Raw genomic sequence first — 16,828 nt, forward strand, 5'->3', positions numbered from 1 at the left:
CGTCGGCCGAGGCCAGAATCTGCCGAATTGGAAGTCCCCATTTGAATTCCTTACCCACCTCCGTGTTCGATCTCCCCGATCACCTCTCCCCCAAGACCGACCCGGCGCTGATCGGCCGCGACGAACAGCACTTCGCAACGATGGCGGAGAGCCTTGATCAGCTGAACGCCGAGCTGTCCGAGCGCCTTGCCGCCGAGCGCAGGGCGCCCGGCGGCAAGGGCCGCCAGGCGATGGACCGGGACGAGGAGATCCGTCGGCTGACCGGCCGCCTGCGTGCGCTGAGTCGCTACGGCCTGGACCTGTGTCTCGGCCACGTGGTCGGCGCGGACAACCCCGAGCCCGTGTACGTCGGACGTCGCGGCCTCACCGACAGCGAGGGTCGACGGCTGCTGCTCGACTGGCGCTCGCCCGCCGCCGAGCCGTTCTTCGGCGCGACCCACGCCAACCCGATGGGTCTGTCGAGCCGTCGCCGGTACCGGTGGACGCGCGGCCGGATCAGCGACTACTGGGACGAGGTCTTCACCCCGGACGGGTTCGTGGGGCACGCCGTCGCGCTCGACGACCAGTCCGCGTTCATCGCCAGCCTTGGCAGCGCCCGATCGACCCGGATGCGGGACGTGCTCAGCACCATCCAGGCCGACCAGGACGCCATCATCCGCGCGGGATCGGCCGGGGCGCTCGTCGTGGACGGCGGTCCGGGCACCGGGAAGACCGTCGTCGCGCTGCACCGCACCGCCTACCTGCTCTACTCCGACCCTCGCCTGGGTCAGCGCCGGGGTGGCGTGCTCTTCGTCGGGCCGCACCAGCCCTACCTGGCCTACGTCGCCGACGTCCTGCCCAGCCTCGGCGAGGAGGACGTGCAGACCTGCACCCTGCGGGACCTCGTCGGCGAGGGCGCCACCGCGACCGTCGAACCCGACCCGGACGTGGCCCGGTTGAAGTCCTCCGCGGAGCTGGTCGGTGCGATCGACGCGGCGGTCAGGTTCTACGAGGACCCACCGGTCAAACCGATGACGGTCACGACCGACGAGGCCGACATCTGGCTGAGTGCCGACGACTGGGCCGACGCGTTCCAGGCTCCCGGGCCGGGCACCCCGCACAACGAGGCGCGAGACGAGATCTGGGAGGAGTTGCTCACGATCCTCGTGGACAGGTACGACGGCGACGAGCCGGACGACGTGGTCCGCAGGTCGCTGCTGCGCAACAGGGAGCTGCGCGCGACAGTCAACCGCGCCTGGCCCCTGCTCGACGCCGCCGACATCGTGGGAGACCTGTGGTCGGTGCCCGCGTACCTGCGTACGTGTGCGCCCTGGCTCAGCCCGGCGGACGTCCGGAAGCTGCAGCGCGACGACGCCCGGGCCTGGACCGTGTCCGATCTGCCGCTCCTGGACGCGGCACGGCGGCGCCTCGGTGACGCGTCGGAGCGTCCGCATCGGCACGACCCCGCCGCCGCCGCCGAACGCGAGCACCGGGCCCGGGTCGTCGACGAACTGCTCGCGGCCGACGCCTACGACGACGGTGAAGGCCTGCTGACGATGCTGCACCAGCCGGACCTGCGCGACGCACTGGCCGACGAGTCCGCGCTGCCCGCCGCCGACCCGGATCTGCTGGCGGGCCCGTTCGCCCACATCGTCGTGGACGAGGCCCAGGAGCTGACCGACGCCGAGTGGCAGATGCTGCTGGCCCGCTGCCCGTCGCACAGTTTCACCATCGTGGGGGACCGCGCCCAGGCCCGACACGGGTTCACCGAGTCGTGGCAGGAACGCCTGGAGCGGATCGGGCTCGACCGGATCACGCTGGCCACCCTGAGCATCAACTACCGGACCCCGGAGGAGGTCATGGCGGAGGCCGAGCCGGTCATCCGGGCCGTGCTCCCGGACGCCAACGTGCCGACCTCCATCCGCAGCAACGGGCTGCCCGTCGTCCACGGATCGGCCGCCGAGCTGGGCGCGATCCTCGACGCCTGGCTCGCCCAGCACGCCGACGGGACCGCCTGCGTGATCGGCGATCCGACGTTCCCACCGACGTCCCGCGTCCGGTCGCTGAGCCCGGAGCAGGCCAAGGGTCTCGAGTTCGACCTGGTCGTCCTGGTCGACCCGGAGGCGTTCGGCACGGGTATCGAGGGGGCGGTCGACCGCTACGTCGCGATGACCCGGGCGACCCAGCAACTCGTGATCCTGACGAGTCCCTGACGGCGAGCTGTCTCCGTGGGGCCACCACGTGGGTGGCCCCGCGGAGACGCCGTTCGCTGTTCCGCTGCGGTCCTGCTAGTTGCCGAGCGTGACGTGCAGGATCCGCTCGTTGCTGTTGTTCGGGGTGCTGTCCTTGTCACCGGTGTTGGTGGTGGTCAGCCAGAGCCCTCCGTCGGGAGCCGGCTCCACCGTCCGCAACCGACCGTAGGTGCCGCTGAAGTACGTCTGCACGTTCGTCAGACTGCTGCCGCTGATCACCGCGCGGTACATTCGGGCACCACGCGCGCAGGCCACGTAGAGCGCGTCCCGCACGATCGTGATGCCCGAGCACGACCCTTCGGCTGTGGGATAGGTGCGCGCCGGCGCGATGAACCCGGCGGTGCCGCACGTGCCGCTGGTGCCCTCGCACGCCGGCCAGCCGTAGTTGCCACCCCGGGTGATCAGGTTGGTCTCATCCATGACCGAGTTGCCGAACTCCTGCTCCCACAGCCGGCCCTGCGAGTCGAACGCCAACCCCTGCGGGTTGCGGTGGCCGTAGCTCCACACGTAGTTGCCGAACGGGTTGTCGGAGGGAACGGTGCCGTCCGGGTTGAGCCGCAGGATCTTGCCTTCGAGGGCCGCCCGGTCCTGCGCGTAATTGCCGTTCTGCGCGTCGCCCGTGCTGGCGTACAACTTGCCGTCCGGGCCGAACCGCAGGCGGCCACCGTCGTGGTACTTGTTGCGCCGGATGCCGCTGACCAGCACCTGCTCGCTGGCCGTGTTGAGTCGCCCGTCCTCCAACCTGATCCGCACGATCCGGTTGTCGCTGGGCGAGGTGTGCATGATGTACAACCAGCGGTCGCTGCTGTAGCTGGCCGAGATGGCGAGCCCGAGCAGGCCGCCCTCACCGTCGGTGCTCTGCACGTTCGGCACCGTGCCCAGGTTGGTCTTGGCGCCGGTGGTGGGGTTGAGCTGGATGATGTCGTGCGCGTCGCGGCGGTTGTAGAGCACGTTGCCGTCCGGCAGCGTCACCAGGCCCCACGGGATGTCGGTGTCGGTGGTGACCTGGCGCACCCCGCAGACCGGGTTGCCGCACGCCGCGCCGGTCGTCACGGTCGTCGTGGCGCTGCGCGAGGAGGCGTTGTTCTGAGCGTCACGCGCCACCACGTAGTACTGGTACGCGGTGTTCGCGGCCAGCCCACTGTCGGTGAACGTGGTCGCCGGCGGCGCGCCGGTGACCGTGCCGACCTTCACTCCGGCGCGGTGGATGTCGTACGCCCGGACCCCGATGTTGTCGGTCGACGCGGTCCAGCGCAGTGTCACGGTGGTGCCCGACGCGGTGCCGGTGAGCTGTTGTGGCGCGGTCGGCGGCTGGGTGTCCGCCTGGCAGGGCGGCGGTGTGATCGAGACCGTGGTGCTCGCCTGGGACACGTTGCCGGCGGCGTCGCGGGCGTTGACGTACAGGCCCCAGGTCGCGCCGGCGACCACCGTGAGGGTGGTGGACAGCGTCGTGCCGCTCACCGACGTCATCAGCTGGCCGTCGTGGTAGACGTCGTAGAAGGCGACAGCGACGTTGTCCGTCGAGGCGTTCCACGCGAAGGTCACCGAGTTGCAGGTCAGGCCACTCACCCGCGGGCTGCCCGGTGCCGTGGGCGGCTGGCTGTCGCTGCTGCCCAGGGCAGTCGTCCACCGTTGGTTGGTCTGCCCGTTGCAGGTCCAGAGGCCGACAGTGGTGCTGTTGGCGGTGCCCGCGCCGGTCACGTCCAGGCACAGACCGGACTGGACGCCGACGATGGTCCCGTTGGTGTTGATCCGCCAACGCTGGTTGGCACCGCCGTTGCAGCCGTTGATCTGCAGTGCGGCCGGCGCGGTGGTGTCCTGGCCGACCACGTCGAGACACATCGTCTCGTCGTAGACCCGCAGCTCACCGGCCGAGGTGAGGCTCCACGCCTGGTTGGCCTGACCGTTGCAGTCGTAGATGTTGATGCCGGTGCCGGCGGTCCGCACGTTGCCGACCACGTCCAGGCACCGGCCGCTGGCCACGCCGACCACTGTCGACGGTGCCGCTGCGGCGGCCGGCACGCCGACGGCCACGGTCAGCAGTGTCACCGCCGCCATCACCGCCGGCAACAGCCGCCGTCGTGGTTTGGTTCGCGCGATGACTCGCATCCGTCCTCCAGGGTCAGGGCCTCGACCGGGCCACCCGGACGACCGAGCGCCCGACCGCACCGAACGATAGACATCGACCATCAAAGATGCATTCGCCGCACAAGTCAAACGATGTCACTCGATCGAGGGCAAACCCGCAGATCGGCGTACGCTTCGCTCAGCCGCCCTGCAACGACTCCCGCACGTGCCGACGGGCGTGATGAATCCGGGACTTCAGCGTGCCGACCGGAATGCCCAGTTGCCCCGCGATCTCCTGGTAGTCGAGCTGACACAGATCGCGGAGCACGAGTGCCGTGACCAGCTCCGGCCGGTGAGCCTCCAGCCGGTCCAGCGCGTCCAGAAGGTCGAGGCGGGATCCGGCGATGACGCTCGTCGTACGGGGGTCGGCCACCTCGACGGGCAGCAACGCGCTCGGTTGCTCGGCTGCCCGCCGCCGCAGCGACCGGTACGTCTGCCGGGCGCAGTTGGCGACGACGGTGTGCAACCAGGTCGAGAACAGTGACCGCCCCTCGAACCGCTCGATGTGCCGGGCCACCTGCACCAACGCGTCCTGCGCCGCCTCCTCCGCGTCCTGCCGGCAGGGCAGGAACCGCCAACACTGCTCCAGCACCCGCGGGCCGATCGCGGCCAGCAGCGCGTCGAGTGCGGCGCTGTCGCCGGCCGCCGCCCGCCTCGCCAGTTCCTCGGTGTCAGATTCGTTCACCACCCGCGCTCCCCCGCTCGTGGGCGTCACCGGAGTCCCGGTCGCCGGATAATACGGTCGTGTCCATCCCCGCACAGGTCGGCCGTTACCGCATCGCGCACCCCGTCGGCGCCGGCGCGTTCGCCACCGTGTGGCTGGCGTACGACGACGAGCTGGGCTCGCCGGTGGCCGTGAAGGTGCTCGCCGACAACTGGTCGCAGCGGGCCGACATCCGGGGTCGTTTCCGCCAGGAGGCCCGGTTCATGCGGCAGGTGGACTCCGACCACCTGGTCCGGGTGCTGGACATCGGTGAGCTGCCCGACGGTCGGCCATACCTGGTGATGACGTACGCGGCGGGCGGCACGCTCGCCGACCGGCTCAACGACGGGCCGCTGCCGGTACGCGAGGCGCTCCGCATCGCCGCCGACATCGCCCGGGCGGTGGCCGTCCTGCACGACAACGGTGTGCTGCACCGCGACCTCAAGCCCTCCAACGTCCTGTTCGACACCGCCGGGGGGCGTGTGCTGGTCGCCGACCTGGGGCTGGCCAAGACGCTCGCGCACGCGTCCGGCTTCACGGTGGTCGCCGGCACGCCCGCCTACATGGCCCCCGAGCAGCTCGTCCCCGGCGGTGGCATCGACGTGCGCGCCGACGTGTACGCGATCGGCGCCCTGACACGCCACATGTTGACCGGGATGCCGCCGGGGCAGCCGGTCGAGGCGACACCCCGCGCCTCCGCCGCCGTGGAGCGCACCGTACGCCGAGCTCTGCATCGTGAGCCGGGCCGCCGCTGGCCAACCGCGGCCGCGTACGCCTCGGCGTTGGAGGGTCTGCTCGCCACGCGTCGGGTCGCGGCCCGGCCGCCGTCGCGGCGCATTAGCCGGTCCCTCGCCGCCGTCGCCACCGTGGGCTCGACGCTGGTCATGGCCGGGTCGGCCACCGCCGCCACCGCACCGCACGGCTGGACGCGGGTGGGCGACGCGTCCGGTGCCGTCTCGCTGGCCGTGCCGGACGGCTGGGCGGGACAACTGCGCGACCGCGGTTGGGATCCGGCCGTGATCGGTCTCGCCGAGGAGCGTGGCCCCGGCCTGCTCATCGGGAGGGACCTCGGCGAGTGGTCCGACGTGGACAGCCCCACACCGGGGGTCTTCGTCGGGGTGAGCCGCACCCTGCGCGCGGTGGAGCCGACGCTGCCCGATCACAGTGGCTGCACGGATGCCGCCGACCGGACGGTCACCGTCGGCACCCTCGGCGGGAGTGTCGCGCACTGGGCGCGATGCGGGGGCACGGACACGTCGTTCAGCGAGGTCACCCTTGTCGCGGCCGATGGTTCGTTCGGCGTGTACGTGCAGGTCAAGCAGACCGACGGCGTCGACCGCACCGACGAGGTCCTCGGCACGCTGCGGGTGGACACGTCGATGGTCGCGCAACGCTAGTACCGTTCCCAGTTTCCGCTGCCGTCGGCCTTGCGCCACCGCCGCGTCTCGGTGTTGCCGTCGAGTTTGCGGACGGTGGCCTCCACGTTCTCGCCCACCACCCGGTACGAGACGAAGGTCATGACCCGGTCGCCGGTCGGGCTGGAGTCGTCTCCCAGGATGACCGGCCACGCCTGCCGGTTCCGGCCGTTGTCCGCGAGCTGGACGGGCACGAGGGCCTGCCGCCGTGCGGCGTCGGGGTTGCCCAGTTCGACGAGGACCAGTGCGTCCTCGGTCGACGGGGCGTTCGCCGGTTCCTCGACGATGAACTCGGCGTACACCGGCCGGGCACCGCCCGGCAGGATCCTGCACGGCACGTCGAGGCCGTTCGACCCGTTGCGGAACGACACGGAGTCGTCGGACTCACCGCAGAATTTCAGACCGCGGATCACCGCGTTGGGCCAGTTGGTCCGCCGGATCTCGCTCTCCTGAGTGGCCGGCCCGGAGGTGCGGGTGACCGGGGCTTCCCGGGTGGGGCTACGGGTGGCCGGAGCACTCGGCCCGGAGCTGGTCGGCGCCAGAGCACCCGGTGTCGACGGGCTCGCGCTGCCGGCCGGAGAGCCGGCGGGGACTGCCTCGCCGCCGACACGGTCGACGGATGACGTGCACCCGCTGACGAAGGTGAGGGTGAGCACCACACCGGAAAGCAGCTTGCCGCGCATGGCTGGTCCCTTTCTCCGCAGGTCTGTCACAGGGTTGGATGCCCCGCCATGGGCATTGGTTCACGCGAAACTCCTACCAGGGTCGTAGGCACACTGCCGTCCTGCGCCAGCCACGGCGTCGACAGTGGACCCGGCCGGAGTACGATCCCGGTCACACCGCAGAGGTGATCTCCCGCCGACGACCCCTCGATAGGAGCCTGGCATGGCCGGCCCGGACGCCGAACTCACCGCGAAGCTTCAGCCCGACGTGCCGCACGCGGCCCGGATCTGGAACTACTGGATGGGCGGCAAGGACAACTTCCAGTCCGACCGGGCGGCCGGCGACGCGGTCGCGGAGGTCTACCCGGAGATCGTCCTCATGGCGCAGCAGTCGCGCCTGTTCCTGGTGCGGGCCGTGCGTTACCTGGCCGCCGAGGCGGGCATCCGGCAGTTCCTGGACATCGGCACCGGCCTGCCCACCATGCAGAACACGCACGCGGTCGCCCAGGGGGTCGCGCCCGACTCGCGGATCGTCTACGTGGACAACGACCCGATGGTGCTGGTGCACGCGCGGGCGCTGCTGGCCAGCACGACGTCCGAGGGTGTCACCACCTACGTGCCCGCCGACTACCACGACCCGGAGAAGATCCTCGCCGAGGCGGCGCAGACGCTCGACTTCGACCAGCCCGTCGCGGTGATGTTCATGGGCGTGATGGGCTACGAGCCCGACCTCTCCGTGGTGCGCTCGATCGTGGAGCGGACCATGGACGCGATGCCCTCCGGCAGCTACCTCGTGCTCTGGGACGGCACCAACACCAGCCCGGCTGTCGTCTCCGGTGCCGAGCGACTGGCACAGAGCGGCGGCGTCCCGTACATCCTGCGCAGCCCGGCGGACCTCGACAGTTGCTTCTCCGGGCTGACGAAGGTGGAGCCGGGCCTGGTGCCGATCCCCCTGTGGCGACCGGACGAGCCCGACGTCACGGCGATCGACGCCTACGGCGCGGTGGCCCGTAAACCCTGATCGACAGCTCGCCGCCCCGCTCGCGCCAGCACGGCGGGAGCGGGGCGGACGTCGTTCACCGGGCGCAGGTCGTCGTCAACCCGTCGGGCACGGCGCTGGTCGTCACGAGCAGCCCGAAGGTCGTCACGCCGGCCAACGCCAGCGTCCCGTTGTACGAGGCGTTGCGGACCGTGACGTCGACACCGACGGCCTCGGCCACGCCACCCCAGACGGTCTGGACGCGCTCGTCACCGGTCCACCGCCAGGAGACGCGCCACCCGTCCAGTGGCTCCGTCCCGGTGTTGCGAACCGTGACCGTGGCGACGAAGCCGTTGCCCCAACGGGCGTCGATCGTGGCCGTCGCGCGGCAGGAGGCCAGCGGCGAGGTCCGCGCCGATGAGAACGCATACGGGTCCCGCCGGCCCTCCACGTCGCTGAACCGGTACCAGTACTCGGTGTCGGGCGTCAGCCGGTCGATGGTCACCGAGCCGTTGCGCTCCGGCCCGGAGACAGCCACGGCAACCGGGGCCCGCCACTGCTGGGCGTCTTCGCGGCTGGCGAAGAGGCTGACGGTCATCGGCGGGTCGTAGCCGCAGGGCGGTCGGAAGAAGATCGAGTACGAGATGGTCACGCTCGTGGTGGTCACCCCGGTCACGTTGGCGGTGATCGGCAGGGCCGGCGGACAGACGGGCGTCGGCGACGGTGTCGGGGTGGCCGAGGGCGTTGGCGTCGCCTCGGTGGGGCCGCTCGTCCCGCCCCAGAGGGCCAGCGCCGTGGTCGTGACGGCGAGGAACATGCGAAGCATCGGTACCTCCGGTGGTTACCGGGCACCGATGACCGAGGTGGTAGCCGGTGCCGCGCTCGGGTTTCCGGCCGCCGACGAGGACTGCCCGGCACCGGTGGCCTGGCCACCTCGTGCGTCCCGTGGACCGGAGAGGATGCGGTGCGCGCTGGCTCCCGAGCACGACCGAACCACAGCATGGCAGTCGACGAGCATCGATACAAGGCCGTTGGGGCTGGCCTCACCGGGGAGACGCGGCGACCCGCACCCGGTCGCTCTCCTTGTCGGAGAGGAACAGCGCCAGCGCCTGCCCCTGCTCGGCGACGGCGGCGCGGTCGGCCCGGGAGAAGCCGGTCAACGGGTTGACGGTCACCGTGCCCGCCTCGACGCTCCAGGTCGCGGCGACCCGGCCGTCGACCAGCACCACGCGCTCACCGGCCACGGACAGGCCTCGGTGGGCGTCGTCGATGATCCGGCTGCGGTCGTCGTAGCCGAGGATCGCGTTGTCGAACGCCGGCAGGAAGCGCACCGGAGCGGGTGTCTCGGGGTCGGGGCGCGGCGCGTCGGCGAGGTCGATCAGCTTTCGGCCGCGTTCGTCGCGGAAGGTGACCAGCTCGTCGCGTATGGCGGTCACCGCGGCCGGCAGCCCGGCGAGGCCGGACCAGGCGCGCACGTCGGCCGTGGCGGCCGGCCCGAACGCGGCCAGATAGCGTCGTACGAGAATTTGGCCGACGGGATCGGCGCCGTCCGGCGTCGGCGGGTGGACCTCGCGGCCCAGCCACGCGGAGAGCAGGGCGTGTCGGGCACCGCCCTTCATCCGCCACACCCCGCGCGGCGGAACTTGGGTCAGCGGGACGAGGGCCATCGCCATCTCGCCCAGGGCCTGCGGCCCCGGCGTCGGCCAGCGCTCGCCGAGCGCCCGCCCGATCTCGGGCATCGAACGCGGCTCACCGTCGGCCAGCAGCGCCCGCGCCGCCGCGGCGAGCTCGTCGAGGTCCACCCCGTCCAGTTCGCCGCGGTAGACCCCGAGCACCCGCTGACACAGCATGGCCTGGTGCCGGGATCGCCAGGCCAGCGCGTCGTCGGCGACGAGCAGGTGCACGGTGCGGCGCATGAGATGGGTACGCACCACCTGGCGCTGGGTCAGCAGGGTCGAGAGCGCCGCGGGGTCGAAGGCGCGCAGCCGCGACCAGAGCCCGACGAATGGTTCCTGCGGCTCCTGCGCCTGCAGGCCGCCGAGGTGCGCGACGGCGTCGAGGACCGGCACGTCGGCGCGATCGAGCAGCAACTGCCGGGCGAGCGTCGCGCGGTTGAGCGCCCGCGGGTCGAGAACGGTCACCTCCCCATTGTCCGGCCCGGGGTGACAGTCCTTGACGACGCGGCCGGGCGACAGGGCGGGTCACCTGGAACGAGCCGTACGTGACGCCCGGTGCGGGCCCTCCGGCTGAGGTGAAGGTGATCGGGGTGCCCGCCTGGGCTACCGTGGCGGTCGCGGGCTGCGGGGACGCCAAAAACTTTTGTTCACTTCCTACAACTGAGAGACGGTTGGTTCGGTGGTTGCGCCATAGCGCTGGCAGCCGCCAGCCGGAAAGGTGATCACTGCTGGGAGCCGTCGTCTCGCGGCACGCAGTTCAAGGTCTAGCTAAGGGGTCAGTCGGGTGTTCAACCGTGTCGCCATCGTCAACCGTGGTGAAGCCGCCATGCGGCTCATCCACGCGGTCCGCGAGTTGGCCGCGGAGACCGGCAACCAGATCGAAACCGTCGCTCTCTACACCGACGTCGACCGCACCGCCACCTTCGTCCGCGAAGCGGACATCGCCTACGATCTCGGTCCCGCGTCTGCCCGCCCGTACCTCAATCTGGCGGTGCTGGAGCGCGCCCTGACGGAGACCGGGGCCGACGCCGCCTGGGTCGGCTGGGGTTTCGTCGCCGAGGATCCGGCGTTCGCGGAGCTGTGCGAGAAGATCGGCGTCACGTTCGTCGGGCCGAGCCCGGACGCCATGCGCCAGCTCGGCGACAAGATCGGCTCCAAGCTGATCGCCGAAGAGGTCGGCGTGCCGGTCGCGCCGTGGAGCCGCGGCGCCGTCCAGACCCTGGACGCCGCCCGTGCCTCCGCGGCCGAGATCGGCTACCCGCTGATGCTGAAGGCGACCGCGGGCGGCGGCGGGCGCGGCATCCGCGTGGTCCGCACCGAGGCCGAGCTGGTCGACGCGTACGAGCGGACCAGCCAGGAGGCCGCGCGGGCGTTCGGCAGCGGCATCGTGTTCCTGGAACGCCTGGTCACCGGGGCCCGGCACGTCGAGGTCCAGGTGATCGCCGACGGGCAGGGCACCGCGTGGGCGCTCGGCGTACGCGACTGCTCTGTGCAGCGACGCAACCAGAAGGTCATCGAGGAGTCGGCGTCGCCGGTGCTCGACCCGGCGCAGGCCGCCGAACTCAAGACGTCGGCCGAGCGGCTGGCCATCGCGGTCGGCTACCGCGGCGCGGCGACCGTCGAGTTCCTGTACCACCCCGGCGACCGGCTGTTCGCGTTCCTGGAGGTCAACACCCGCCTCCAGGTCGAGCACCCGATCACCGAGCTGACCACCGGGTTCGACCTGGTCAAGGCGCAGCTGCACGTCGCCTCCGGTGGGCGGCTCGACGGCGAGCCGCCGATGGAGCGCGGGCACGCCATCGAGGCCCGGCTCAACGCCGAGGATCCCGACCGCGACTTCGCGCCGTCGCCGGGGCGGATCGCGCGGCTGGACCTGCCCAGTGGCCCCGGCATCCGGGTGGACACCGGCGTCAGCGAGGGCGACACCATCCCGGCCGACTTCGACTCGATGATCGCAAAGATCATCGCGTACGGCCGCGACCGCGACGAGGCGCTCGGCAAGCTGCGTCGGGCGATGGCGAACACCACGGTGATGATCGAGGGTGGCGCGACGAACAAGAGCTTCGTGCTCGACCTGCTCGACCAACCCGAGGTGATCGACGCCAGCGCCGACACCGGCTGGATCGACCGCGTCCGCGGTGAGGGCCGACTCGTCACGCACCGCCACTCCGCGGTCGCCCTGGCGGCCGCCGCCATCGAGTCGTACGAGGAGGAGGAGCGCGTCGAGCGGCAGCGACTGCTGTCGACGGCGTCCGGTGGGCGCCCGCAGGTGCAGCACGCCAGCGGTCGGCCGCTGGACCTCAAGCTGCGCGGTGTCGGCTACCGCACCCGCGTGGCACGGGTCGGCCCACACCGGTTCCGGGTCGGCATCGAGGCGGGCACCGTCGTCCGCACCGCCGACGTCGAACTCGACCGGTTCGACCGGCACACCGGCCAGATCGTCGTCAACGACATCCGGTACCGCCTGCTCACCGGCACGTACGGGCCGACCCACCTGGTCGAGGTGGACGGTGTGACGCACCGGGTCAGCCGCGACGAGGGCGGCGTCCTGCGCTCCCCGATGCCGGCACTCGTCGTCGCCACGCCACTGGAGGTCGGCGCCGAGGTCGAGCCGGGCGCTCCGGTGCTGGTGCTCGAAGCGATGAAGATGGAGACGGTGCTGCGTGCACCGTTCAGGGCGCGGCTCAAGGAGTGCGCCGTCTCGGTGGGCAGCCAGGTCGAGGCGGGCGCACCGCTGCTGCGTCTGGAGCCGCTCGCGGACGACGCCGAGGAAACCGCGGACGACCCGACCGCCGAGACCGTCGAACTCGACCTGCCGACCGCCTCCGAGAAGGTTCCGGCCGACGAGCGCGGCAGGCGCGGCCAGGAGGACCTGCGGGGTCTGCTGCTCGGCTTCGACGTCGACCCACACGACGACCGCCGGGTGCTCGACGGCTACCTCGCCGCGCGGCGGGAGGCCGCCGAGGCCGGTCACCGGCCACTGGCCGCGGAACTCGACCTCATCGAGGTGTTCGCCGACCTCGCCGAACTGAGCCGCAACCGGCCGACGGGTGAGGACGGCGGCGCCGCCCACGTGCACAGTGCGCGGGAGTACTTCCACACCTACCTGCAGAGCCTCGACGTGGAGCGGGCCGGGCTGCCGGACGCCTTCCAGGCCAGGCTAGCCAAGGCACTCGGCCGGTACGGCGTCACCGACCTGGAGCGCTCCCCCGCCCTCGAAGCCGCCGTCTTCCGGATCTTCCTCGCCCAGCAGCGCGCGTCCGCCGACGCCACGGTCATCGCGACCCTGCTGCGGGCCTGGCTGCGGGAGACCCCGCCGGACGAGAGTTTGCGCGAGCCCGCCGGCCTGGCGCTGGAGCGGCTGATCGCCGCGACGCAGGTCCGCTTCCCCGTGGTCGCCGACCTCGCCCGCGGCGTGGTGTTCGCCTGGTTCGCCCAGCCGCTGCTGCGCCGCAACCGCGCCCGGGTATACGCCGAGGTCCGTGGGCACCTGCGGCACCTGGACGCGCACCCGGACGCGGCGGACCGCGCCGAGCGCATCGCCGAGATGGTACGCAGCACCGAGCCACTGGTCCGGCTGCTCGGCCAGCGGCTCGTCCGCGACCACCTCGACAACGCGGTCATGCTGGAGGTGTTGACCCGCCGGTACTACGGCAACAGGGCGCTCACCAGCGTGCGTACCCAGGAGGCCGCGGGCTGCACGTTCGTGGTCGCCGAGCGCGCCGATTCGAGCGTGGTCTCCGCCGCGGTGAGCTTCGACGCGTTGGGCGGCGCGCTGCGCGGGCTGGCCGAGCTGGCCGGCGACGAGGACTCCGTCGACGCCGACATCTACCTCGGCTGGGAGAACCAGCCGGAGGACTTCGACGCGATGGCGGCGGCGCTGGCCGAGATCATCGCCGCGCATCCGCTGCCGCCTCAGGTCCGCCGGGTCACCACCACCGTCGCGGGTCGCGGTGGAGCGGTGATGCACCACCACTTCACCTTCCGGCCGTCGGGCGCCCAGCTGACCGAGGACCGGCTGATCCGCGGCCTGCACCCGTACATCGCGCAGCGGATGCAGTTGGAGCGTCTGCACAAGTTCGACCTGACCCGGCTCCCGTCGTCGGACGAGGAGGTCTACCTCTTCCAGTGCGTGGCGCGCGAGAACCGGGCCGACGAACGCCTCGTGGCGTTCGCGCAGGTGCGTGACCTGACCGAGCTTCGCGAGCAGGACGGCCGCCTGGTCGCGCTGCCGACGACCGAGGACGCCATCGCCGCCTGCCTCGACTCGATCCGCCGCGCCCAGTCGCTGCGGCCGTCGAAGACGCGCTTCAACACCAACCGGATCGTGGTCTACGTCTGGCCGCCGAGCGAACTCACCCGCGAGGAGATGGAGATGATCGCCGGGCGCGTGCGCCCGACGACTGCGGGAGCCGGGCTGGAGGAGATCCTGTTCATCGCCCGCCAGCGCGACCGCCGGACCGGCGAGCTGACCAAGATCGCCGTACGGATCTCGTTCGACGCCGCGGGCGGCGCGGAGCTGGCCGTCGGCGAGCCGCCGGTCGAGGCGATCGAGCCACTAGACGAGTACCGGCTCAAGGTGTTGCGCGCGAGCAGCCGCAACACGGTGTACCCGTACGAGCTGACCGGCCGGCTGGGTGACTTCGTCGAGCACGACCTCGACGACGACCACGCGCTGGTGCCGGTGGACCGGCCACGGGGCCGCAACAGCGCCGCGATCGTCGCCGGGGTGGTCACGACGCCGACCGAGCGCTACCCGCAGGGCGTCACCCGGGTGGTGCTGCTCGGCGACCCGACGAAGTCGCTGGGCGCCCTGTCGGAGCCGGAGTGCCGGCGCGTGATCGCCGCCCTCGACCTGGCGGAGCGGATGCACGTGCCGCTGGAGTGGTGGGCGCTGTCCGCCGGCGCTCGGATCTCGATGACGTCGGGCACGGAGAACATGGACTGGGTGGCCGCGGCGCTCAAGCGGATCGTCGAGTTCACCCAGGCCGGCGGTGAGATCAACATCGTGGTCGCGGGCATCAACGTCGGCGCGCAGCCGTACTGGAACGCCGAGGCGACGATGCTCATGCACACCAAGGGCATCCTGGTGATGACCCCGGACTCGGCGATGGTGCTCACCGGCAAGCAGTCGCTCGACTTCTCCGGTGGCGTGTCGGCCGAGGACAACTTCGGCATCGGTGGCTACGACCGGGTCATGGGGCCCAACGGGCAGGCACAGTACTGGGCGCCGAACCTGACGGCCGCCCGGGACGTGGTGATGGCGCACTACGACCACACGTACGTCGCGCCCGGCGAGGACGCGCCCCGACGGGCGGTCACCACCGACCCGGCCGACCGCGACATCTCCGACTTCCCGCACGACGTGGCGGGCAGCGCCTTCGCCACCGTCGGGGAGATCTTCTCCGTCGAGGCCAACCCGGACCGCAAGAAGCCGTTCGACATCCGTACCGTAATGCGGGCTCTCTCCGACCAGGACCACCCGGTGCTGGAGCGCTGGGCGGGCATGGCCGACGCGGACACCGCGGTCGTGCAGGACATCCACCTCGGTGGCATCCCGGTCTGTCTGCTCGGCATCGAGTCCCGGTCGGTGCCGCGGCACGGCTTCCCGCCCACCGACGGTCCGGACACCTACACGGCGGGCACGCTGTTCCCCCGCTCGTCGAAGAAGGCCGCGCGGGCCATCAACGCGGCCAGCGGCAACCGGCCCCTCGTCGTGCTGGCGAACCTGTCGGGCTTCGACGGCTCACCGGAGTCGATGCGCAAGCTGCAACTGGAGTACGGGGCCGAGATCGGCCGGGCGATCGTGAACTTCCGGGGGCCCATCGTCTTCTGCGTGATCTCGCGCTACCACGGCGGGGCGTTCGTGGTGTTCTCGAAGGCACTGAACCCGAACATGACAGTGCTCGCGCTGGAGGGCTCGTTCGCCTCGGTGCTCGGTGGCGCACCCGCCGCCGCGGTGGTGTTCGCCGCCGACGTCAACGCCCGGACGGCGGCCGACCCCCGCGTGCGGGACCTGGAAGCCCGCGTCGGTGCCGCTGCCGGCACCGAACGCGCCGCGCTGACCGCGGAACTCGACGAGCTGCGCTCGTCGGTGCGCGCGGAGAAGCTCGGCGAGGTGGCGACCGAGTTCGACCGGGTGCACAACATCCAGCGCGCCGTGCAGGTCGGCTCGGTGGACGCCGTCATCCGCGCCGCAGAGCTGCGTCCGCGCATCATCGAGGCCATCGAGGCCCGCCTGGGCTAGCGCCTGTTACGACGTCAGCGCCACCGGTTGTCGACCGGTGGCGCTGACGTCGTAGTGGTGTGGAACAAGGGCCTTTGCCACCCTCAGCTTGTCCGCCGGTCGCGGCCCGGAGCACTGTCGAGCTGCCAGGCCGTGGCGAGATCCTCGCGTGCCCGGGCGACCCGGGAACGGATCGTGCCGATGGGGCACTGGCAGATTTCCGCCGCCTCCGCGTACGACAGGCCGAGCACCTGGGTCGCGACGAACGCCTCGCGGCGCTCCGGGGCCAGGCCGGCGATCAGCTGGCGCAGGGTCACGCTCTCGTCGGCGCCCGCGGTGATCGCCCCGGCCGCCTCGGCCGCGGCCTGCCAGTCCGGCACGGACGCCAACCTGGGCCGGGCCACCGCCGTCCGGACGTGGTCGACGGCGACGCGCCGGGCGATCGTGAACACCCAGGTCCGGGCCGACGAGCGGCCGGCGAAGCCGGGCAGGTTGCGGAACGCCCGCAGGAACGTCTCCTGGGTCAGGTCGTCGGCCTCACCCGGCCCGGCGAGGTGCGACAGGAACCGCCAGACCTGGTCCTGGAGGGCCCGGACGAACGCCGTGGCGGCCTGCCGGTCACCCCGGCCCGCCTCCTTCGCCCAGCGGGTCACCTGGTCGTCGTCAGCGACGCCGTCTCGCACGGACCACCGTCCTGTGTGCCACGGGCGCTCCTTCATGGCGAGGTGCCGTCGTCGGGACGCCGCCGGTCAGCCGCGCATCCTGGTTGTCGCTGACCGGTCCGGAAAAGTTCCCGGCATCCCACCTTC

10 protein-coding genes are annotated in these 16,828 nt (G+C 71.7%); 4 read left to right on the top strand and 6 right to left on the bottom strand.

Annotation, left to right across the window (positions count from 1 at the left end):
* Positions 1 to 62: 62 nt before the first annotated feature.
* A complete protein-coding gene (helR, locus tag HNR22_RS07215; RefSeq protein ID WP_343059715.1) occupies positions 63 to 2,192 on the top strand; it encodes an RNA polymerase recycling motor ATPase HelR in 2,130 nt (709 codons plus the stop codon).
* 75 nt (positions 2,193 to 2,267) lie between these two features.
* On the opposite strand, the gene HNR22_RS07220 is transcribed toward helR, so the two are convergent.
* On the bottom strand, positions 2,268 to 4,340 hold the full coding sequence (locus HNR22_RS07220; RefSeq protein WP_179779671.1) for a PQQ-dependent sugar dehydrogenase: 2,073 nt from the start codon (positions 4,338 to 4,340) through the stop codon (positions 2,268 to 2,270).
* Between the two features lie 157 nt (positions 4,341 to 4,497).
* Positions 4,498 to 5,043, bottom strand: coding sequence for an RNA polymerase sigma factor (locus tag HNR22_RS07225; RefSeq protein WP_343059716.1), 546 nt, complete (start codon positions 5,041 to 5,043; stop codon positions 4,498 to 4,500).
* A 59-nt stretch (positions 5,044 to 5,102) separates the two neighbouring features.
* Here HNR22_RS07225 and HNR22_RS07230 point away from each other — a divergent pair, with 59 nt between their 5' ends.
* Positions 5,103 to 6,458, top strand: a complete 1,356-nt coding sequence (locus HNR22_RS07230; RefSeq protein WP_179779673.1) for a protein kinase domain-containing protein — start codon at positions 5,103 to 5,105, stop codon at positions 6,456 to 6,458.
* Here the strand turns inward: HNR22_RS07230 and HNR22_RS07235 are convergent.
* Complete coding sequence (locus HNR22_RS07235) at positions 6,455 to 7,159, bottom strand: hypothetical protein (protein WP_179779674.1); 705 nt, start codon at positions 7,157 to 7,159, stop codon at positions 6,455 to 6,457. The two genes, HNR22_RS07230 and HNR22_RS07235, sit on opposite strands and share 4 nt — an antisense overlap.
* Before the next feature lie 202 nt (positions 7,160 to 7,361).
* On the opposite strand from HNR22_RS07235, the gene HNR22_RS07240 reads away from it, so the two are divergent.
* The gene (locus HNR22_RS07240; protein ID WP_179779675.1) at positions 7,362 to 8,159 is read left to right on the top strand and encodes an SAM-dependent methyltransferase; all 798 of its coding nucleotides are present in this window, start codon (positions 7,362 to 7,364) and stop codon (positions 8,157 to 8,159) included.
* Positions 8,160 to 8,214: 55 nt separating this feature from the next.
* On the opposite strand, the gene HNR22_RS07245 is transcribed toward HNR22_RS07240, so the two are convergent.
* On the bottom strand, positions 8,215 to 8,943 hold the full coding sequence (locus tag HNR22_RS07245) for a cellulose binding domain-containing protein (RefSeq protein ID WP_179779676.1): 729 nt from the start codon (positions 8,941 to 8,943) through the stop codon (positions 8,215 to 8,217).
* A 217-nt stretch (positions 8,944 to 9,160) separates the two neighbouring features.
* On the bottom strand, positions 9,161 to 10,258 hold the full coding sequence (locus tag HNR22_RS07250; protein ID WP_179779677.1) for a DNA glycosylase AlkZ-like family protein: 1,098 nt from the start codon (positions 10,256 to 10,258) through the stop codon (positions 9,161 to 9,163).
* Positions 10,259 to 10,577: 319 nt separating this feature from the next.
* Here HNR22_RS07250 and HNR22_RS07255 point away from each other — a divergent pair, with 319 nt between their 5' ends.
* Positions 10,578 to 16,040 (top strand): ATP-binding protein, encoded by a 5,463-nt coding sequence (locus HNR22_RS07255; RefSeq protein WP_179779678.1) that lies wholly within the window; start codon positions 10,578 to 10,580, stop codon positions 16,038 to 16,040.
* Between the two features lie 83 nt (positions 16,041 to 16,123).
* Here HNR22_RS07255 and HNR22_RS07260 read toward each other — a convergent pair whose 3' ends face one another.
* Positions 16,124 to 16,702, bottom strand: coding sequence for a sigma-70 family RNA polymerase sigma factor (locus HNR22_RS07260; RefSeq protein WP_343059717.1), 579 nt, complete (start codon positions 16,700 to 16,702; stop codon positions 16,124 to 16,126).
* Positions 16,703 to 16,828: the final 126 nt, after the last annotated feature.

Origin of the sequence: Micromonospora jinlongensis (genome assembly GCF_013410645.1) — a bacterium.
GTDB classification, from domain to species: Bacteria; Actinomycetota; Actinomycetes; order Mycobacteriales; family Micromonosporaceae; genus Micromonospora; species Micromonospora zamorensis.

What these genes read in the sequence shown, in the direction of transcription:
- HNR22_RS07235 (WP_179779674.1), bottom strand. Translation starts at nt 7,159, where the DNA reads ATGCGCGGCAAGCTGCTTTCCGGTGTGGTGCTCACCCTCACCTTCGTC.
- HNR22_RS07220 (WP_179779671.1), bottom strand. Translation starts at nt 4,340, where the DNA reads ATGCGAGTCATCGCGCGAACCAAACCACGACGGCGGCTGTTGCCGGCG.
- HNR22_RS07245 (WP_179779676.1), bottom strand. Translation starts at nt 8,943, where the DNA reads ATGCTTCGCATGTTCCTCGCCGTCACGACCACGGCGCTGGCCCTCTGG.
- HNR22_RS07240 (WP_179779675.1), top strand. Translation starts at nt 7,362, where the DNA reads ATGGCCGGCCCGGACGCCGAACTCACCGCGAAGCTTCAGCCCGACGTG.